The sequence below is a fragment of the Vibrio sp. S17_S38 genome, assembly GCF_014694375.1.
In the GTDB taxonomy this organism is placed as follows: domain Bacteria; phylum Pseudomonadota; class Gammaproteobacteria; order Enterobacterales; family Vibrionaceae; genus Vibrio.
In genome coordinates this window covers 154,890-176,266 of record NZ_JAAUWW010000006.1, presented here as the reverse complement: position 1 = coordinate 176,266, position 21,377 = coordinate 154,890, and the positions used below count along the sequence as shown (strand labels likewise).

17 protein-coding genes are annotated in these 21,377 nt (G+C 40.1%); 5 read left to right on the top strand and 12 right to left on the bottom strand.

What is annotated here, in order from left to right; genetic code table 11:
* Nucleotides 1-139 precede the first annotated feature (139 nt).
* The gene (locus HC725_RS06970) at nt 140-550 is read left to right on the top strand and encodes a DUF2000 family protein (protein ID WP_190331096.1); all 411 of its coding nucleotides are present in this window, start codon (nt 140-142) and stop codon (nt 548-550) included.
* 29 nt (nt 551-579) lie between these two features.
* Here the strand turns inward: HC725_RS06970 and HC725_RS06965 are convergent, their stop codons facing one another.
* From HC725_RS06965 to HC725_RS06935, 7 genes are all read right to left on the bottom strand, one after another.
* Nucleotides 580-2,148, bottom strand: coding sequence for a SpoVR family protein (locus HC725_RS06965; protein ID WP_190331109.1), 1,569 nt, complete (start codon nt 2,146-2,148; stop codon nt 580-582).
* An 88-nt stretch (nt 2,149-2,236) separates the two neighbouring features.
* Nucleotides 2,237-3,514 (bottom strand): YeaH/YhbH family protein, encoded by a 1,278-nt coding sequence (locus HC725_RS06960; protein ID WP_190331108.1) that lies wholly within the window; start codon nt 3,512-3,514, stop codon nt 2,237-2,239.
* A gap of 157 nt (nt 3,515-3,671) precedes the next feature.
* Nucleotides 3,672-5,606: a PrkA family serine protein kinase gene (locus HC725_RS06955; RefSeq protein ID WP_190331095.1), complete on the bottom strand. Its 1,935-nt coding sequence runs from the start codon at nt 5,604-5,606 to the stop codon at nt 3,672-3,674.
* 323 nt (nt 5,607-5,929) lie between these two features.
* Nucleotides 5,930-6,430, bottom strand: coding sequence for a YfbU family protein (locus tag HC725_RS06950; protein WP_190331094.1), 501 nt, complete (start codon nt 6,428-6,430; stop codon nt 5,930-5,932).
* Between the two features lie 88 nt (nt 6,431-6,518).
* A complete protein-coding gene (pflA, locus tag HC725_RS06945; protein WP_190331093.1) occupies nt 6,519-7,259 on the bottom strand; it encodes a pyruvate formate lyase 1-activating protein in 741 nt (246 codons plus the stop codon).
* Between the two features lie 228 nt (nt 7,260-7,487).
* A complete protein-coding gene (gene pflB / locus HC725_RS06940) occupies nt 7,488-9,764 on the bottom strand; it encodes a formate C-acetyltransferase (protein ID WP_190331092.1) in 2,277 nt (758 codons plus the stop codon).
* A gap of 583 nt (nt 9,765-10,347) precedes the next feature.
* The gene (locus HC725_RS06935; protein ID WP_190331091.1) at nt 10,348-12,024 is read right to left on the bottom strand and encodes a mechanosensitive ion channel family protein; all 1,677 of its coding nucleotides are present in this window, start codon (nt 12,022-12,024) and stop codon (nt 10,348-10,350) included.
* 374 nt (nt 12,025-12,398) lie between these two features.
* Here HC725_RS06935 and HC725_RS06930 point away from each other — a divergent pair, with 374 nt between their 5' ends.
* The 4 genes from HC725_RS06930 to HC725_RS06915 all read left to right on the top strand — a co-directional run bounded on the left by HC725_RS06930 (nt 12,399) and on the right by HC725_RS06915 (nt 15,623).
* Nucleotides 12,399-13,169, top strand: a complete 771-nt coding sequence (locus HC725_RS06930; protein ID WP_190331090.1) for an ABC transporter ATP-binding protein — start codon at nt 12,399-12,401, stop codon at nt 13,167-13,169.
* A 181-nt stretch (nt 13,170-13,350) separates the two neighbouring features.
* The gene (locus tag HC725_RS06925) at nt 13,351-14,121 is read left to right on the top strand and encodes an ABC transporter substrate-binding protein (protein ID WP_190331089.1); all 771 of its coding nucleotides are present in this window, start codon (nt 13,351-13,353) and stop codon (nt 14,119-14,121) included.
* A 75-nt stretch (nt 14,122-14,196) separates the two neighbouring features.
* Nucleotides 14,197-14,943, top strand: a complete 747-nt coding sequence (locus HC725_RS06920) for an ABC transporter permease (RefSeq protein ID WP_194687885.1) — start codon at nt 14,197-14,199, stop codon at nt 14,941-14,943.
* A 2-nt stretch (nt 14,944-14,945) separates the two neighbouring features.
* Nucleotides 14,946-15,623 carry an ABC transporter permease gene (locus HC725_RS06915; RefSeq protein ID WP_190331088.1) on the top strand — a complete coding sequence of 226 codons (678 nt, stop codon included), beginning with the start codon at nt 14,946-14,948 and terminating at the stop codon, nt 15,621-15,623.
* A gap of 76 nt (nt 15,624-15,699) precedes the next feature.
* Here HC725_RS06915 and xthA read toward each other — a convergent pair whose 3' ends face one another.
* From xthA to mnmA, 5 genes are all read right to left on the bottom strand, one after another.
* Nucleotides 15,700-16,506 carry an exodeoxyribonuclease III gene (gene xthA / locus HC725_RS06910; RefSeq protein WP_190331087.1) on the bottom strand — a complete coding sequence of 269 codons (807 nt, stop codon included), beginning with the start codon at nt 16,504-16,506 and terminating at the stop codon, nt 15,700-15,702.
* 124 nt (nt 16,507-16,630) lie between these two features.
* On the bottom strand, nt 16,631-17,791 hold the full coding sequence (locus tag HC725_RS06905) for a ribosomal protein uL16 3-hydroxylase (protein ID WP_190331086.1): 1,161 nt from the start codon (nt 17,789-17,791) through the stop codon (nt 16,631-16,633).
* 270 nt (nt 17,792-18,061) lie between these two features.
* Nucleotides 18,062-19,435 (bottom strand): adenylosuccinate lyase, encoded by a 1,374-nt coding sequence (purB, locus tag HC725_RS06900; RefSeq protein WP_190331085.1) that lies wholly within the window; start codon nt 19,433-19,435, stop codon nt 18,062-18,064.
* 80 nt (nt 19,436-19,515) lie between these two features.
* Nucleotides 19,516-20,133, bottom strand: coding sequence for a high frequency lysogenization protein HflD (gene hflD / locus HC725_RS06895; protein ID WP_190331084.1), 618 nt, complete (start codon nt 20,131-20,133; stop codon nt 19,516-19,518).
* 81 nt (nt 20,134-20,214) lie between these two features.
* The gene (mnmA, locus tag HC725_RS06890) at nt 20,215-21,339 is read right to left on the bottom strand and encodes a tRNA 2-thiouridine(34) synthase MnmA (protein ID WP_190331083.1); all 1,125 of its coding nucleotides are present in this window, start codon (nt 21,337-21,339) and stop codon (nt 20,215-20,217) included.
* Nucleotides 21,340-21,377 lie beyond the last annotated feature (38 nt).

Below are 21,377 nucleotides of genomic sequence, written 5' to 3'. Positions count from 1 at the left end.
AGCTGGAATATTAGAAATTAGCAATAGCTGAGCAAATAAGTGGATCAATATTAAAACGGTGAATTTTTAAAAAAGTGGATCAGATTTCAACTGGTGTTGACAACTAAATTTTTATTACAATAAAATAAAAGGGAATGTTATGCAGTTTGACACCAAATTTGCCATTGTTATTGCTGATGATTTATTAGCTTGGCAAAAGCTAAATGTGGTCAGTTTTCTTTCTGGCGGAGTAACCTGTAGTTCTACTGTTAATACTGGAGAGTGTTACAGAGATGCATCAGGCATCGAATATTTACCGCTTTGTGTACAACCTATTATTGTACTCAAAGCTAATCGGGAGAAGCTCTCTACGTTTATCCAGCGAGCGAATCGAGAGCAGGTGGAATTGGCAATCTATATTGAAGATATGTTTGCTTCTGGTCATGATGAGGCTAATAGAGAAACTGTCAGTCAATACTCTACTGATCAACTTCCTCTGGTAGGGCTAGCAATGTTTGGTGATAAAAAACAAGTGGATAAAGTATTTAAAGGTGCCAAATTACATGACTAGCACCTGCGTAGTGGGTGCCTTTGTAAGGGTCAGCTAATCCCATTCATTGAATTTGGATCTTTCGTATTTGAGTTGTTTGGACAGGTTGCCAGAATTTCACGATGGCCTGTTTCTTTTACTTCTTCTAAAATGACGTTGAATCCCCATAAGCGATAAAGATGTTTCAATACTTCAGGGTAGTTACTATTTAATGGAACTCTATCTTGTGGGATGTGCTGCAAAGTTAATGAACGATCGCCTCTTACGTTGACATTCCAGACTTGGATATTCGGCTCTAGGTTACTTAGGTTATATTGTGAGGCCAGTTTTTCGCGAATGGCTTGGTAGCCTCCTTCGTTGTGAATGGCGCTGACTTGGATATAGTTACGTCTATCATCATCGAGTACTGAAAATAATTTAAATTCGCGGATTAATTTAGGTGAAAGATATTGGCTAATGAAGCTTTCATCTTTGAAGTTATGCATCGCAAAGTGCACAGCATCTAACCAATCCGTTCCTGCTAATTCAGGAAACCATTCTTTATCTTCCTCGGTCGGGTGTTCGCAGATGCGGCGGATATCTTGGAACATGGCAAAGCCTAAAGCATAGGGATTTATGCCACTGTAATAAGGGCTATTGTAATTGGGTTGAGCGACCACATTGGTGTGGCTATGCAGAAACTCTAAAATGAATTTATCTTCAACCAAACCCTCATCGTATAAGTGATTTAAGATGGTGTAATGCCAAAATGTAGCCCAACCTTCGTTCATTACTTGCGTTTGTTTTTGTGGATAAAAATATTGGCTAACTTTACGCACAATGCGAACAATCTCACGCTGCCACGGTTCTAATAATGGGGCATGTTTTTCAATAAAGTAGAGGATGTTTTCTTGTGGCTCACTGGGAAATCGTGATGCTTCGGTGTCTTTTTCTGAATGTGAGTTAGGCACAGTGCGCCATAGTTCATTCACTTGGGATTGTAAGTAGGCTTCACGATCTTCTTGACGTGCTTTTTCTTCTAGGATGGATATTTTTTCAGGGCGTTTGTATCTGTCCACACCGTAGTTCATTAGCGCGTGACAGGAATCTAAAGTTTGTTCGACTTCTTCGATACCATATTTTTCTTCACATTCGGTAATGTAGTTACGAGCGAAAAGCAGATAATCGATGATTGAACTGGCATCGGTCCATGATTGGAATAGGTAATTCCCTTTGAAAAATGAATTATGTCCATAACAGGCGTGCGCCATGACTAACGCTTGCATCGTGATGGTATTTTCTTCCATTAAATAGGCGATACAAGGATCGGAGTTGATGACGATTTCATAAGCCAGTCCCATGTGACCATGCTTGTAATTTTGCTCGGTTTGGATGAATTTTTTGCCAAACGACCAATGATGATAATTGATTGGCATGCCAACACTGGAATAGGCATCCATCATTTGTTCGGCGGTGATCACTTCGATCTGGTTTTCATAAGTGTCTAACCGATAATGTTTAGCAACTCTTTTAATCTCGGTGTGATACTGCTCTAACAGATCAAAGGTCCAGTCTGGTCCTGCAGATAAGGTTTTTCTGGCTATGTTCGCTTGAGTGTCTGACGACGTTGACGATGTCATGTTATCCATAGTTCAGTCCTCATACTCGTTAAAATGGCTCGTTGAAATTGCTTGTTAAAATAGATTACTTGTTAAAATGAATCGATTGTTAAAATGAGTTGCTTTGCTTTTGAAATAGTTCTCGGAAAATAGGGAAGATGTCTTCCACTGAACGGATGTTTTTCATGGCAAAGTTATCGGAATGCTCTGCAATTTTTTCATACTCAGTCCAAAGTGATTGGTGTGCTCGTTTTGTGATTTCGATATATGAATAATATTGGCAGTACGGAAGAAGTTGTTTTTCTAATAGCTCTTTGCATCGTGGGGAATCATCAGCCCAGTTGTCTCCATCTGAAGCTTGCGCGGCGTAAATATTCCATTCATTGGTTGGAAAACGATCTTTGATAATATCGCTCATCATTTTTAAGGCGCTGGATACAATCGTGCCACCGGTTTCTTGTGAATAGAAAAATTCATGTTCATCCACTTCTTTGGCTTGGGTATGATGACGTATAAAGATCACTTCAACGTTTTGATAGGTTCTGGTTAAAAATAAATACAACAAAACATAAAATCGCTTGGCAATATCTTTGGTCGCTTGATCCATTGAACCCGATACGTCCATTAGGCAAAACATTACCGCTTGGCTTGATGGAATAGGGCGGCGCTCATAGTTTTTAAAGCGCAAATCAAAGGTATCGATAAAAGGCACGCTGGCTATTTTTTTGCGGAGCTCTTCAATCTCTAACTTTATTTGGTTTTCTTCTAATGGTCTTGCTGGCTCAGACATGAGAATGTCATCCAGCATGGATTCTAATTCGGCTATTTTTCTACGTTTAGAAGCGCTCATGGCGGTACGACGCGCGAGAGATTGTTGCAAAGAACGAACAATAGCCAAGTTGCCGGGAACGCCAGAAGTTTGATAGCCGGCTCGATGGGTTTCCCATTCTGTGATTTTATTGATTTGATTTTTCTGCAGGTTCGGTAAGGCAAGATCTTCGAATAAAATATCGAGGTATTCATCTTTAGATATTTGAAAGATAAAGTCGTCTTGGCCTTCTCCATCTTGGCTTGCTTCACCTTTTCCCGATCCTGAACCACCACCGTTAGCAGGCGGGCGGTCAATTTTATCTCCTGTGATGAATTGATCATTTCCGGGATGGACGCGCTCTTTAATACCACCTTTTCCTTGGTGAAAAAAAGGCTCATTGAGATCTTTGGATGGAATAGCAATATCTTCACCCGTTTGAGTATTGGTGATAGAGCGCTGCTTTACCGCCTCAGATACGGATTTTTTTATTTGCTCTTTATTACGGCGAATAAACCGTTGGCGATTGACGGTACTTTTATTCTTTCCGTTTAATCGTCTATCAATAAATTGTGCCATAGTCTTCCCCTCAATATGGTTCACTAGACCCGCGTTTGGGCATGGACCACCGTAAACATTGATAAAGGGTTTGTTCATCAATGGCTATATCCTTGAAGTTTAAGTGATGTACACACTCAAATGTTTATCAAGGATATGCTGACTGCGTATTCCTTACTTAAGATGATTTACGCACACGTAAGTACCACTCTGCTAATAAGCGAACTTGTTTTTTGGTGTAACCTTTTTCCATCATACGTGCGACAAAGTTGTCGTGTTTCTTCTGATCGTCTTGAGAGGTTTTGGCGTTAAAGGAAATAACGGGTAATAGCTCTTCGGTATTGGAGAACATTTTTTTCTCTATGACGGTGCGTAGTTTTTCATAACTGGTCCAAGCTGGATTTTGACCATTGTTATTTGCGCGAGCACGAAGTACAAAGTTGACGATTTCGTTTCGAAAATCTTTTGGATTACTGATACCAGCGGTTTTTTCGATTTTTTCCAGTTCATCATTAAGCGCGGAACGGTCAAATAATTGCCCGGTTTCAGGATCTCGATATTCTTGGTCTTGAATCCAAAAGTCGGCATAAGTGACATAGCGGTCGAAAATGTTTTGTCCATATTCTGAGTAAGACTCTAGGTAGGCGGTTTGTATTTCTTTACCGATAAATTCCACATATTTAGGGACTAAATAGCCTTTGAGAAACTCTAAATATTTGTCTGCTATTTCTTGTGGGAATTGCTCACGCTCGACTTGTTTTTCAATGACATAGAAAAGGTGAACAGGGTTGGCTGCAACCTCACTTTGATCAAAGTTGAAGACGCGAGATAGGATCTTAAACGCGAAACGAGTTGAAAGCCCTGACATACCTTCATCTACGCCAGCATAATCTCGATATTCTTGATAGCTTTTGGCTTTAGGATCAGTATCTTTTAATGTTTCTCCATCATAAACGCGCATTTTTGAATATAGTGATGAATTTTCTGACTCTTTTAAGCGCGATAGAATCGTGAACTGAGCGAGTAACTCTAATGTGTTTGGTGAGCAAGGCGCTTTATTTAATTCACTATGAGTAAGTAGTTTTTGGTAAATCTTGATTTCTTCAGATGACCGTAAACAGTAAGGCACTTTAACAATATAAACCCGATCTAAAAAAGCCTCGTTGTTTTTATTATTACGGAATGTTTGCCACTCTGATTCATTCGAGTGCGCTAAGATCATGCCATCAAACGGTAAGGCGGAAAGCCCTTCAGTACCGTTATAGTTACCTTCTTGAGTGGCGGTCAGTAGTGGGTGTAATACCTTAATCGGCGCTTTAAACATTTCAACAAATTCCATAACTCCTTGGTTTGCTTTACACAAGGCGCCGGAATAACTGTAGGCATCGGGATCATCTTGTGAGAAGTGCTCAAGTTGGCGAATGTCGACTTTACCTACTAATGATGAAATATCTTGGTTGTTTTCATCTCCTGGTTCTGTTTTGGCAATGGCTATTTGGTTAATAATAGAAGGGCGAACTTTAACAACTTTGAATTTGGTTATATCACCACCAAAGTCATGTAAACGCTTTGCGGCCCAAGGGGACATGATGGAATGTAAATAGCGTTTCTCAATCCCATAATCACTTTTTAATACTTCACCATCTTCTTCAACATCGAATAAACAGAAAGGATGATCATTAACGGGGCTACGAACGCCATCAGCCGTTAGTACATAGATCGGAACTAGTTGCATCAGACTTTTTAGTTTTTCAGCTAATGAAGATTTACCACCACCAACGGGACCAAGTAAATACAGTATTTGTTTGCGTTCTTCTAAGCCTTGCGCTGCATGTTTTAAGTAGGATACGATTTGTTCAATCGCTTCTTCCATTCCATAAAAATGTTCAAAGGTTTTATATCGCGCAATGACTCGATTTGAGAAAATACGGCTGAGTCTTGGTTCTTTAGCGGTATCGATGATTTCAGGTTGACCAATCGCAAGTAATAGCCGTTCAGCCGCATTCGCATAAGCACTTTTATCTTGCTGACATAGTGCTAAGAAGTCTTGTAAAGACATTTCCTCGTCTTTGGCTGCTTCGTAGCGTGATTGGTAATGATCAAAAATACTCATAGTGAATCCCCCTTGAATATAACCCGATCTGACCTGATTGCTTTATCTCTTCAGGTATGCCGACTGAAATTTCAATTCATCCCTATAAATAAGCCTAGACTCGTTTTTGCATTCTGCTTAATTATTATGATCTTATTTCTTTCTTATTTACTAATCATTACAGATTTGTAGTTATAGATTGGCGGTTGAAAAGCGGGTCGGGTAAACGGGAAATAAAAAATGGCCTGTTAGTGGATAACAGGCCATGTATGATTTTAGTGAACCTATGCTATGCCTAGATGGTTAGCATAAGAGTTAAGCTATCGCTTAGGCATTAAAACTTATTATGCACTAAAAATTTGGGTAAGCTCTGTCGCTGATAAGTGGTATTGACGAGGACAGTTATGCCATGTGATCAGCATACGTTTATATTTTTCAAGCATTGGCATTTGGGCATTGAAGTAATGGTCTGCTTTAGAAAATTGAGGATATAAACCTTCTGAATCGACGAGGAAGCGAACGTAATTAACTGCTTGATGTTCAGTTGCAATATCAAAGCCTAAAAACTGTAAGCGGCGTTGATCAACATGAGATTTTTCTGCATCGGTAAGCATGTTATTGGATTCTTGCAATGCGTGGTACATCTCCATGATGTCGATAATTACACGGCATTCGTTTTCTTCTATACGACCGTAATGCTTGATCTGTTCACGCATTTGAAGCTCATAACCACGCTCAACAATCGTTTGTAGGCGTTTATATTTTAGGGCGTTCTCTGGTTCTAATTTTTCCATAATACTATATTGATTCGAAAGAATTAGACGCTGTGCATTTGTCATTTCCATTGAGGACCTCGATATAAATTAAAAATTCTTTTATACAGAATACCGGTATGGCGGAATACCGATTTCAGCGATGATCTATGACGTATAATTAGTAAGAAACGTTATCGTTATATTTGCTTAGAATCGCGACAACATTATCCATCATCTCTTTTGATGGAGGATTAACGCCTTCAAGTGGATAATCAAAACCTAACGCTTCCCATTTATGAGCGCCAAGTTTGTGATAGGGAAGCAGTTCCACTTTTTCAATATTGTCCATGTCTTTGATGAATTCACCGAGCATTTCAGCCGATTCAGAATCATCGGTATAGCCGGGAACAATCACGTAACGCAGCCATGTTTTTTGACCAATTTTATGTAAGTAGTTAGCAAAATCTAATGTTCGGTGGTTGGAAACGCCTACCAGATTTTTATGCACCTCATCTTTCATTTGCTTAATATCGAGCATAACGAGATCCGATACGGCTAAGACTTCATCGATGACATCAGTATGTTTACGAATATAACCATTGGTATCAAGGCAAGTGTGAATACCTTCAGCATGAGCGGCTCGGAAGAGGTCTCGGACAAATTCAGGTTGTAGCATTGCCTCGCCACCAGAACAGGTAATACCACCGCCAGAGGCGTTCATGAAATGACGATAAGATTTCGCTTCGGTGATGATTTCTTCTACGGTTACTTCTTTGCCACCATGCGTATCCCATGTGTCTCTATTATGGCAATACATACAACGCATTAAGCAGCCTTGAGTAAAGACAATGAAGCGGATCCCTGGGCCATCGACGGTACCACAAGATTCATAAGAGTGAATTCGACCAGTTGCTGACATTGGATTAATCCTTTGTAATTTTATGTGTTTATTTTATTACAAATGTTAGTTCTAAAACAGAGGGCGCGGGAGGATAAAAGGAGTTTCTTTGATCTAAAAGGCTATTTATTTGGGGTGAATGAATACAGTTAAGAGGGCTGAAATATTAGGATGTAAAAGAGATAAAATTACCCTACTCAGAAGAGCAGGGCTTTATTATTTTATCAATACTTCGTCTCTATTTTTAGACTATAGAGATTCTGTGAAAGTACGTGCGATAACGTCTTGTTGTTGCTCTGTTGTTAGAGAGTTGAATCGTACAGCGTATCCAGAAACACGGATAGTTAGCTGAGGATATTTCTCTGGGTGCTTAACGGCGTCTTGTAGTGTTTCACGGTTAAGAACGTTTACGTTAAGGTGTTGACCACCTTCAACAGAGGCTTCATGGTGGAAGTAACCATCCATTAGACCAGCAAGGTTCGCTTTCTTCGCTTCGTCAGTTTTACCTAGTGCGTTAGGGACGATAGAGAAGGTGTAAGAAATACCATCTTGTGCATCAGCAAACGGCAGTTTTGCAACTGAAGTAAGAGAAGCTACAGCACCTTTCTCATCGCGACCGTGCATCGGGTTAGCACCTGGAGCGAATGGAGTACCAGCGCGACGACCATCTGGTGTGTTCCCAGTTTTCTTACCGTATACCACGTTAGATGTGATAGTTAGGATAGATTGCGTTGGGATTGCATCGCGGTATGTTTTAAGTTTACGGATTTTGCCCATAAATACAGATACAAGTTCACAAGCAATGTCATCTACGCGTGAGTCGTTGTTACCAAATTTAGGGTAGTCGCCTTCGATTTCGAAATCTAGCGCTAGGCCATTTTCGTCACGAATTGGTTTAACTTTTGCGTATTTGATTGCCGATAGTGAGTCAGCTGCAACTGAAAGACCAGCAATACCACAAGCCATTGTACGACGAACATCACGGTCATGAAGTGCCATTAGAGACGCTTCGTAGCTGTATTTGTCGTGCATGTAGTGAATTGAGTTTAGCGCAGTCACATATTGTGTTGCTAACCAATCCATGAAGTGGTCCATCTTGCCCCAAAGCTCATCGTAATCAAGAATCTCAGAAGTGATCTTGTCCATTTTAGGACCCACTTGAATTTTAAGTTTCTCATCTACACCACCGTTGATAGTGTAAAGCATGGTTTTCGCAAGGTTTGCACGAGCACCGAAGAATTGCATTTGTTTACCAACAATCATTGGTGATACACAACAAGCGATTGCATAATCATCAGATGCTAGGTCAGGGCGCATTAGGTCATCATTTTCATACTGGATAGAAGAAGTATCTATTGATACTTTTGCACAGAAGTGCTTAAAGCCAGTAGGAAGTTGCTCAGACCAAAGAACCGTAATGTTTGGCTCTGGGCTTGGACCCATTGTGTATAGGCTATTTAGGAAACGGAAGTTACTACGAGTCACTAATGTACGACCGTCAAGACCCATACCACCCATTGATTCTGTCGCCCAGATTGGGTCACCAGAGAACAATTCATCGTATTCAGGTGTACGTAAGAAACGAACCATACGTAGTTTCATAACGAAGTGGTCAATCATTTCTTGCGCTTGTGCTTCAGTAATTTTACCTGCCGCAATATCACGTTCGATAAAGATATCGAGGAATGTAGAAGTACGACCAAGAGACATTGCCGCGCCATTTTGAGATTTAACCGCCGCTAAGTAGCCGAAGTAAGTCCACTGAATCGCTTCTTGAGCAGTTTGTGCAGGCTCAGAGATATCACAACCGTATGTAGCTGCCATTTCTTTAATTTGGCCTAGTGCACGATGTTGCTCTGCAATCTCTTCACGAAGTTGCATCGTCGCCGTTAGATCTTCGCCTTTTTCAAAACGCTCTTGTAGAGATGTAAATTGAGCGAATTTATCTTTCATTAGCATGTCGATACCGTAAAGCGCGATACGGCGGTAATCACCAATGATACGACCACGGCCGTAAGCATCAGGAAGGCCAGTTAATACGCCAGATTTACGACATTTCATGATATCTGGGGTGTAGATATCAAAAACACCTTGGTTGTGTGTCTTACGGTACTCAGAATAAATTTTAGAGATTTGAGGGTCTAAAGTACGACCGTATGCTTTACAAGAACCTTCAACCATACGCACACCACCATTTGGAATGATGGCGCGTTTTAGTGGTGCTTCTGTTTGAAGACCAACGATAGTCTCAAGGCTTTTGTTAATGTATCCAGCATCATGCGAAGTGATAGTAGAAATAACAGAGGTATCAAAATCAAGAGGAGCAAGAGTCTTGTTCTCGATTTTAATGCCTTCCATTACTTGAGCCCAAAGCGCGTCAGTGGCTTCAGTACCCTCAGAAACTAGGAAAGATTCATCACCTTCATAAGGTGTATAGTTCTTTTGAATGAAATCACGAACGTTTACTTCATTTTGCCAATCACCTTGTGCAAAACCTTCCCAAGCTTTAGCAAATTGCTCTGCCATGACATACCTACCTTTTTAGTAGAAAAAATACGTACTGTAATAGGACACTAAAATAAAGTGAGTCTATCGCCTTTAGGCACCAGTACACTCTGATTAATAATAATACGAATAGATTGAGTTGAGCTTCTATTCGTATTGTTACTATTACGTGAACATCCTTGCTCAAAGAACGAGAAACATGTGGTAATTTAGTTATAACTCCACTTTAAAAATCAAAAATAACATACGGTTAGCTAGAGTATGTAGCCTTGCGAATATAACATGGCTAGATAGTATTTAACGTTTAACTACAATCCAAATAAGCGTAGCGGTTATTGTTTGAATCGTAAACCAGTCCACAGGGATCTATAAGTGAAATACAACTCTCAGTAATAGATAACGTATTTTTTTCGTTTAACTATTTTAGATAAAATTACCAATAATGAGGTATGTCAGTGTTGATCTGGATCACTTTTTTCTAAAAAATCCCATTAATAATAAAATATTTTTGTAAAAGTTATAGGTTTTTTTGATGCGGAGGGAGAGTGGTAACCCGAGGGGATTGTTCTACTCCGTGAAGAGCAGAACAATATAAAGTGACCGATTATTCTTTGTCAGTTTGTTCAGATAGAGATTGCTTGATACTAGCTTTACTAGATCTCACCATGTGAACATGTAAATCACGTTGTGGGAATGGAATGATGATACCTTCTTTATCAAAGCGTATTTTCACCGCGCGTGTCACTTCGCGTTTTACATCAATTAAGTCATCGGTTTTCACCCAAGGCCGAACCACAAAATTAACAGCGTGATCACTTAATGAATCGACTTGGATAATTGGTTCTGGTGTTTTCAATACACGTTCGTCAGCATCTAGTATTTCTTTAAATATAGCTTCTGCTTGTGGAATAGAGTCGCCATGACCAATGCCAAACACCATATCGACTCGGCGTACTTTCTCAAATGTCCGATTAATAATGACATCGCCCCATATTTTTGAATTAGGAATAAGTAGGACTTCATTATCGAAGGTTCGAATGGTCGTGTTCACTAAGCTTACTTTACTGACTTTTCCTTCTACACCAGCGGCGCTAACCCAATCTCCAACATCAAATGGTCGGTAAATGAGGACCATGATCCCAGATGCAAAATTAGATAGTGTATCTTGTAGGGCAAAACCAATGATGATACCGGCCACACCAAAGCCTGCCAATATTGGCGTTAAATCTAACCCAACTTGCGCCAAAGCGATTAAAAAGGCGATGGAATAAATTAACTTGGCGGTTATTGACACTAAAAATTGTTGTATCAAATAGCTGAGTTTTAAATGGGTTGTTTTAACCATGCTGCTCACCAATCGGTTTGTACCTTTAGCGAGGATATGAGCAATAGCTAAAATCAAAATGAACATGAAAATATTGAATAAAAGGTTTGGACTATTAATAACAAGCCACTTGCTTACCTTTGTACAGATGGTGGATAGAGTCGAGGTGACCATGCCCCAGCTGAGGAAATCATGGGTAATTGCGCCTGTGGCGGTAAACAGCTGCTGTTTAAAGTCAACGGTATTGAGGCCAAGTGGTTCGGCAATCTCAATGTAGCTATCAAGCATCTTGCTATAAGTATCAATATTACGTTGGAGATAATTCAGTTCTAGATCAAATTGACCTTTTTGATCGGCCGGGACTTTATCCAGTTGTTTATTTAAGGCTAATTGACGGTTTAATGAGTAATGCAGCGAGGCAGATGTGAACTTAGCTACATTATTGACTTGGTGGCGAAATAACGACATCACCAACGTATTATCTTCGCCCAGCTTACCTAGCCATAAGTAGTTTTGATATTGAAAACCATGCACTTTTGCAAGCGCTTGGCGGTGTTCATTTAATGGTATTTGCAGTAATAATCGATCTTCTTTACTCGCGTCATGGACACCTTTTTGTAAGTTGATGATCGTGCGGTCTAAATACGCTAAATACTTACTGTCATAGTTTATCTGCTTATGCATTTGTTCAATTAAAAACGGGACATTGCGATCTTTTTTGTCCATCGCATCCGATAGGCTACTGCGTAACTTGTTATAGTTCTCGAAGAGTTCTAGTTGAAGTATAGAGAGTTGTTCGCCACTGGCATTTTTTGCTTGTTTGGCTAATTCCTCTATATTTTTATTCTGCTCAATGATTTTTTGTTGATAGCTAGGCGCATTGACGACAGGATCAGCCCAAGAGAACGTACTCAAGCAAGATAAAAAAGTTAAGAGGATAATGGAGAAATAGCGCATAGGTTGTAAAAGCCAATCAATAAAGAACAATAGTCGCTATTATTGCTAAGTTTATAAGAAACGCAACCAAGAGGCGGTGAGTTTACAGTTAAAAGAACCAAGCAATTAATTGAATGGAGTCGGTGTGATGAAATAAAACGCCATTCGTTATTTTCTTGTTACGACCTTGTCATGAAGTATGAGTTTGTGTTATTGAGTACTCTAACAATTGATTAACGTATGATAGTAATCAAAATATTTAACACTAAAAGACCAATTAAGCTGACGTGCAGCCCGAATTATATTCCGATTTTGGTTTCTCAGCTAAACTGCATATATACTAACAGTCTTATCCCATTGACGGATGGTGGGGAAAATACAAGGAGTTGTAGCGGATGACAGTTGTACCCGCGTTGGATATAAAAAATCTTCATAAAACCTTTGGTCAAAATGAAGTACTCAAAGGAATATCTTTATCTGCCAATCAAGGTGATGTCATTTCTATTATTGGCTCTTCCGGTTCAGGTAAGAGTACATTTCTGCGTTGCATTAATTTGCTTGAAACACCGACTTCTGGCGAGGTTTGGGTAAAGGGCGAATTAATTAAAATGAAAACAAACCGACAAGGTGAATCTTTACCTGTTGATGAAAAACAAGTTCAACGTATTCGTTCTCGCCTTGCAATGGTGTTTCAAGGTTTCAATTTGTGGTCACATTTAACCGTTCTTGAAAATGTCATTGAAGCCCCTATTCATGTATTAGGTATTCCAAAAGCAGAAGCAATTGAACATGCAGAGCTACTTTTAAAGAAAGTCGGCCTGTATGACCGTAAAAATTATTATCCAGGTCATTTGTCTGGAGGGCAGCAACAACGTGCGGCGATTGCTCGTGCTTTGGCAGTTGATCCCGAAGTGATGTTATTTGATGAACCAACCTCTGCTTTGGATCCTGAGCTCGTAGGCGAAGTGCTAGGTGTAATGCGTGATTTGGCCGAAGAAGGTCGAACTATGCTGGTGGTTACGCATGAAATGGCATTTGCACGAGATGTATCAAGTCATGTTATGTTTCTTCATCAAGGGATTGTGGAAGAAGAAGGGCATCCTGAACAATTATTTAACCACCCTGAATCAGATCGCTTTAAGCAATTTATATCATCGGTTTATTGATGACATTGCCTTAATTATTTTTAAGGTGATCAATAATTCAACGTGATGCTTATATTTCTAAATTATTTTGAGTGTATAGCGTTACGTTAAATAACAGGTCGAAGACCTAACAACAATATAATAAAAATACATGATGTGCTCAAATATGAAGAGCATAAGTAATAATCACAGGAGTATGGATATGAAAAAGTGGTTTTTAGTCGCAGCCATAGCAGCAACTGCTGTATCAGGACTTGCACAAGCCAAGGATTGGAAATCAGTGCGTTTTGCGACAGAGGGAGCTTATCCTCCGTTTAATTACACAAATTCTGATGGCACATTAGGCGGTTTTGATGTCGATTTAGCTAATGCTATTTGTAAAGAAATGCAGGCGAAATGTCAGGTTGTCCCGCAAGATTGGGATGGCATCATTCCTGCTTTATTAGCTCGTAAATATGATGCGATTATTGCAGGTATGTCGATAACAGAAGAGCGCAAAAAGAAAGTCGCGTTTACTCATAAATATGCATTAATACCAAATAAGTTTATTGCTAAAAAAGGTGCTGATATTAAATTCACCAAAGAAGGCTTAAAAGGTGTGAAAATTGGTGTCCAGCGTTCAACTACTCATGACCAATATATTGAAGACAACTATAAAGACATTGTTGATGTAGTTCGTTACGGTACTTTTGATGAAGCCTATCTGGATCTTGAAAGTGGACGAATCGATGCCGTATTTGGTGATGCTTCTGCACTTCAAAGTGGTATGTTAGATAAAGTTGAAGGTTATGAGTTTACTGGTCCATCTTTGACTGATGAAAAATGGTTTGGTGATGGTTTTGGTATAGCGGTTCGTAAACAAGATCAAGATCTTGCTGACCAAATTGATAAAGCTATTGATGCATTACGTGCAAAAGGCGTTTATCAACAAATCGCGGCTAAATATTTTAGCTACGACGTTTACGGTAAATAATAGACGTTCTTTCATTTAAAAGCCGCAATACCTAACCTTCAAAGGGTATTGCGGCTTTTCAGAAATTAGATACTTATGATATTCGATTTTTTACAAGGCTATGAAGATACAATTTTAAAGGGAGCACTGGTAACGATTGAAGTTGCAGTGTTGTCTTTATTGGTTGCTGTGGTATTAGGCATGTTGGGTGCGCTCGCAAAATTATCGCCTTATCGTTGTGCGAGAATGGTCGCGACCGCCTATACAACCATCATCAGAGGGATCCCAGATCTTGTGTTGATGATGTTGATTTTCTTTGGAGGCCAGATCCTGCTTAACAATTCGTTGTATGCATTAAATGAGCACATTAATTCTTGGATGACGAGTTATAACCCCGCTCATGAATGGACGGGATATTTACCTGATTATATCGATGTTAGTCCTTTTGCTGCGGGTATATTAACGATTGGGTTTATTTTTGGTGCTTATATGGCTGAAACATTTCGTGGTGCCATCATGGCGGTCGATAAAGGTGAACTGGAAGCAGCAAAAGCATACGGCATGAATGGCAGCTTAGCATTTAGACGTATTTTATTACCGCAAATGGTTCGTCATGCTATTCCAGGTTTTGGCAATAACTGGTTAGTACTACTGAAAACGACGGCTCTCGTCTCAATTATTGGTTTAGAAGATATGGTCCGAGTTGGGGCGTTAGCCGCGGGTTCGACCAAAATGCCGTTTACTTTTTATATGACAGTGGCGGTTATTTTCTTATTTTTTACCAGCATTTCAATTGCGCTACTTAGGCTCTTGGAACGCAAATATACGTTACATACGAGGTAGGCATGGATTTTTCAGTTATTGTTGATAGCTTGCCTTTATATGTTGGTGGCTTGTGGACTACATTTTGGTTAGTAGGTTTATCGTTAATTATTGGTTTATGCCTTGCCATTCCTGCCGCGCTTGCAAGAACCAGCTCTAATGCCTTTATTAATTTTCCAGTGTGGTGTTACAGCTATTTTTTCCGTGGAACTCCTCTTTTAGTGCAGTTATACCTTATTTACTATGGTATGAATCAATTTATGCATGTTAAGGATACGCTTTGGGAACACGCTTGGTTTTGCGCCTTAGTGGCATTTGTGCTTAATACTGGAGCTTATACGGCGGAGATCGTTGCTGGTGCTATCCGTGGATTAGATAAAGGCGAGATTGAAGCGGCGAAAGCGTATGGAATGTCCAATATTAAAATGTATCGCCGTATTATTTTACCGAGTGCATTGAGAAGGGCTCTTCCTGCTTATAGTAACGAAGTGATTTTTATGCTGCATGGCTCTGCGATTGCAGGGATCGTGACAATCATGGATATCACGGGTGTGGCTCGCTTAGTGAATTCAAGAACCTATGCCCCGTTTGAAGCTTTTTTTACGGCAGGGATCTTCTATATGATTTTAAGTATGTCGATTATTTATCTATTCAAATTGACAGAAAAAAGATTACTAGCTTACACCAGACCATTGAGTTGAAATCTTTTTTTGAACATAAAAACGCCGGCTTAAATGTTGTATTTAGCCGGCGTTTTTTTAGGTATTTATCTTCGGCTTATTTAAACTCAGACCAAATTGGTGCGTGATCGGATGGTTTTTCAATGCCGCGCAACTCATAGTCAATGCCCGCATCAATACATTTTGCGGCAAGACTTGGCGTGGCTAAAATTACATCAATGCGTAGACCTCGATTATCATCAAAACCACGTGAACGATAGTCAAACCATGAGAATTGGTCATCAACTTGTGGATGAAGGTTGCGGAAGGTATCTTCAAATCCCCAGTCTAACAGCGTTTTCAGCCATTCTCTTTCTTCAGGCTGGAATGAGCATTTTCCCGTTTTTAGCCAGCGTTTTGCGTTAGGTTCACCAATGCCAATATCTAAATCAATTGGGCTAATGTTGATGTCGCCCATCACGATCACTTGTTCATCATTGGTGTGAGTAATATTTAGATGGGTCATTAAATCTTTATAAAACTGACGTTTATAAGGATATTTAACCTCATGATGAATACTATCACCTTGAGGAAAGTAGCCATTCATAACAGTGGTTTTTTGTCCTGACTCATCTTCTAATGTCACCATGATCATGCGGCGTTGATGCTCATCTGTATCAGTTGCAAACCCACGTTGTACAGAAATAGGTTTTTGCTTACATAACATAGCCACGCCGTAATGTGCTTTTTGGCCATGGAAATAAACGTGATAACCCATTGCTTCAACGGCTTCTAAAGGGAAGGCTTCATCATGCACTTTGATTTCTTGCAGGCCAATCACGTCTGGTTGATGCTTATCAATAATAGCTTGTAATTGGTGAAGGCGGGCACGCAGGCCATTTATATTAAATGAGATTGCTTTCATTGGGATTCTACTTTCCTTTTAAAGTTTGGAACATCTTAAAGCTAAGAGGGGAAAAGTAAAAGTGGGCAAACCGATATTGTCCGGTTTGCCCACTTAATTGAATGGTTAATCAGCAGAAATTGGCTTATTCAGTAAACCAATAACCAAGATTAAGTAACTTGACCAGTAGTTGTATTGCTTCTGGAAAAGAGGTGATCTGATTAAGAATATCTGCGTTTATTTCGTCTTGTTCTGTTAAACAAGGAACAAAACTGAGCAAGCTTTCATCTAAAGTGAATACCTCACCATTGATAAATAGAGTCAGTGGTAGGTTTTCATGATAAAGCACTCGTAGACCTTGAACTTTAAATAAGCTATCACCTGATTCAATGTGGAGCATTAAATCATCCGCCGTCCAGTATTCTTCTGGTTGAAGCATATTTAATTGATGGCGAGATTGGCTTAGCATACAACCTAAAAAGGACTCTAATAACTCCGGTTGCTGCGTTGCTTTTTGTAGCATGTCTACCATGATTGCAGCATCTTTCGTTTGGATCATACCGTGGCGTTCTTGTGCTTTTTGATCGGGATTATGTAAATGTGTATCACCAATATCACAGGCTAAAACGTAATCAGCGAAGTTGCTGAGTAGTTCTTGTTCCTTTGGTGAGCGATAACCGACCGAGTAGCTCATTGAGGCTTCTAAAGCATATCCATCATGGGGAAAGCCCGGTGGAATATATAAGACATCACCGGGTTCCAGCACATCATCAATAATGGCATCAAAAGAATCTATCTGGCGCAGCGCTGAATTACGACAAACCTCTTCATATTGACCTTCATCTTTTGCACCTACACGCCAATGACGCTTACCTAAACCTTGGCAGATAAAGACATCGTATTGATCGATATGAGGACCAACGCCGCCATTGGGCATAGCAAAGCTCACCATTAAATCATCAAATAACCAGCCGGGCATGGTTTTGAAAGGGGCAAGCATATCATTTACTTGTGGATGCCAATGGTTTGCTGCTTGTACTATCAAGGACCAATTACTTTCGCCCAGTTCAGCAAATTTATCTTCAGAAAATGGGCCATGTTCCGCTTGCCAATCATTATTTAAATTAGAGATAAAGCGTGAGTCAATTTCTTCTTCCATTGTAAGACCGGCTAATTCATCTGGGCTGATTGGGTCAACAAACCCTTCTTCTTGAGTGTTAAAGAAGAGAGCTCCTTTAATGATAGTCGGTTTTTTCTGCCAATATTCAGCTAGAAATTCAGAGAAAGAAAATGATAATTGATACATGATTAGCCTTAGAAGGAGCAAACAGGGGCGCGATTGTATCAGAAAAATAATAAAAAAGGAGGGTGCTTATGGATAGCCGAGGTGAACAATAAAAAGCAAAAAGGGCTAGCCGAAGCTAACCCTTGAGGCGTCATCCTGAATCATGATGAAGGAGTATCGTTCAGGATCTCCTAAAGCTATCGACTTCACAGCTTAACGTAGGAGATTCCAAACAGTTCGTTCCTCACTTTTGGAATGACGAATGTTATTTGTTCGAGTAACGAATTTCGTCTATTTCAACAAATCCGTCAATTTAACCGCATCACCAATGTAGTTAGCAGGTGTCATCTGTTTAAGACGCTCTTTTTCATCTGCTGGGATTTCTAGTCCATCAATAAATACACGCATGCCTTCGCCATCAACACGTTTACCGCGAGTCAGTTCTTTTAACTTCTCGTAAGGTTTTTCAATGCCGTAACGACGCATAACGGTTTGTACTGGTTCTGCTAATACTTCCCAGTTTTTGTCTAACTCAGCTTCAAGTGCTGCGCGGTTGACTTCGAGTTTGCTAATGCCACGCATAACAGAAGAATAAGCGATTAATGCATAGCCACAACCGACACCTAAGTTACGAAGAACTGTTGAGTCAGTAAGGTCGCGCTGCCAGCGAGAAATCGGCAGTTTTTGTGCTAAATGACCAAAGATAGCATTGGCTAAACCAAGATTACCTTCTGAATTTTCAAAGTCGATTGGGTTCACTTTATGTGGCATGGTTGAAGAACCAATTTCACCGGCAATCGTTCTTTGTTTAAAGTGACCCAATGCAATGTAGCCCCAAATATCACGATCAAAATCGATTAAGATGGTATTAAAGCGTGCAATGGCATCAAACAACTCAGCAATATAATCATGCGGTTCGATTTGAGTCGTGTACGGGTTCCAGTCAACACCGAGAGATTTAGTAATAAACTCTTCGCTAAATGCATGCCAATCGAGTTCAGGATAAGCTGAGATGTGAGCATTGTAGTTACCAACCGCGCCATTGATTTTGGCTAGGATTTCAACATTAGCGATTTGCTTGAATTGACGTTCCATGCGGTATGCCACGTTCGCCATTTCTTTACCCATAGTAGAAGGTGAAGCAGGCTGACCGTGTGTACGAGACAATAAAGGAATATCACGATATTCGATTGCAAGGCCTTTTATCGCATCAATGATGGTACGAATTTGTGGCAAAATCACTTCATCACGTGCTTCTTTTAGCATTAAAGCGTGTGAAGTGTTATTGATATCTTCAGAAGTACAGGCGAAGTGAATGAATTCACTCACTGCGTGTAATTCTGGCATTGCTTCAACTTTTTCTTTCAGGAAATATTCAACCGCTTTGACATCGTGGTTGGTTGTCGATTCAATGGTTTTGATACGGTTAGCATCTTCTTCAGAGAAAGTGGCCGCTAAGTTATCAAGAAATTGAGTTGCTTCAGTACTAAAAGCAGGGACTTCTGAAATTTCAGTGGTCGCTGCAAGCTTCTGTAACCAACGGATTTCAACAATAGTACGATACTTAAGTAAACCGTACTCACTGAAGATTTCGCGTAACGCAATCGTTTTACTTCCGTAACGGCCGTCTACCGGTGAAACAGCAGTCAATGCTGACAGTTCCATGTGGATCTCCTGAATTAAATTGAGTGTGTTTGAATGTGAAATAAATGAGGTATTTTTATCATCATATTTTGTCTAAGCATCTAAGCTCTTGCTAATAAAATTTTAGCTTGCTCGACCATTTTCTTTCGACCTAACAATAAATGACGACGTTTACCGCCAACCTGACGCCATAACACGGCGCAGCGCATGCCAGCTAATAAAAGGGCTCGAACTTTATGTTGATTGGTGGTTTGTTGTAATATGGCTGGCGTTCCTGCTATTTGAATTCTAGGTCCAACAGGGCTGATGACATCTAAATAGACACTTGCAAGATTGCTGATCATTTGATGATCGAATAAATCATAATGTTCAGTTTGACGAGAAACCGTTTCTAAACGATCGCCAAGTTGTGCCATAGCATCCGAGCGGGCATTCAGTTTACGTTCAAGCGACATTATACTGATAATGTAACGGGTCGCTTCTGTACCACTTGGGCTATTATCGATACCTTTAATTAAAGTCTCTAATCCAAGTTTTAAATTGGACTCCTCGCCGAACACATCTAAAGTGCTGCTTGGATTCATATTGATAATCGTTTTTAGAGTGGCTTCAAATGCGTCGTTATCACAATGTCCGTTTTTAGCTACCTGTTGAACAAGCGCAACGGCTTGGCAGATCCCAGCGAAAGCGATGGTACGGTCATAAAGGGTTTGAGCCACGGTTGATCTCCAAAACGATAAATAACAAATTAAATGTGATGATATAAATAGGGCCTCCATAATGGAAGCCCAATAAATGACTTAAATTCGAGCCTCGATGATACCACCACCAAGGCACACTTCGCCAGAGTAGAACACAGCCGATTGACCGGGTGTTACGGCAACTTGTGGTTCATCAAAGATGACACGGATATTGGTGTCATTAATAGGTTCAATAGTACAAGCAATATCTTGCTGGCGATAACGCGTTTTTACTGTGCAACGTAATGGATCAGTGATTACTTTACGATCGACCCAATCTAGTTGAGAGGCAAGTAACCCGGTTGATTTTAATAATGGATGCTCGCCACCTTGAACTGCAATTAATACATTACGTTGCAAATCTTTTTCAGCAACATACCAAGGATCTTCGTTACCACCGCCGCCTTTTTGACCGCCAATGTGTAAGCCTTTACGTTGGCCAAGCGTGTGATACATCAAACCTTGATGCTCACCAATAACTAAACCTTCTGGCGTTTCAATTTTACCCGGTTGGGCTGGTAAGTAACGGGATAAGAATTCAGTGAATTTACGCTCGCCAATAAAACAAATACCTGTGGAATCTTTTTTCTTGGCCGTGATCAGGTCTTGTTCTTCAGCAATGCGGCGTACTTCTGGTTTCTCTAGCTCACCAACAGGAAACAAACTGCGTGCAACTTGTTCATGGCTGAGTGTATATAAGAAATAACTTTGATCTTTATTACTATCTATACCGCGTAGCATTTTAGGCTTGATACCTGCCGCTTGTTCTTCTGCAGTTGGAAAAGTGCGACGAACGTAATGACCCATAGCAATAAAGTCAGCTTCAAGGACTTCATCAGCAAACTCTAAGAAGGCTTTAAATTTGATTTCTTTATTGCACAGAATGTCTGGGTTTGGGGTGCGTCCAGCTTTATATTCGGCTAAGAAGTATTCGAACACGTTGTCCCAATATTCAGCAGCGAAATTAATGGTATGCAAATGGATACCGAGTTTGTCACACACAGCCTGTGCATCGGCAAGATCTTCTGCTGCAGTACAATATTCTTCGTTATCATCTTCTTCCCAGTTTTTCATGAAAAGGCCTTCAACTTGGTAGCCTTGCTGCTGAAGAAGATAAGCTGAAACGGAGGAATCTACACCGCCGGACATTCCGACAATGACTTTCTTTTGGCTGTTATCTGACATCTATGAATACCACTTAATTTAACTGGGCGAGATTCTAG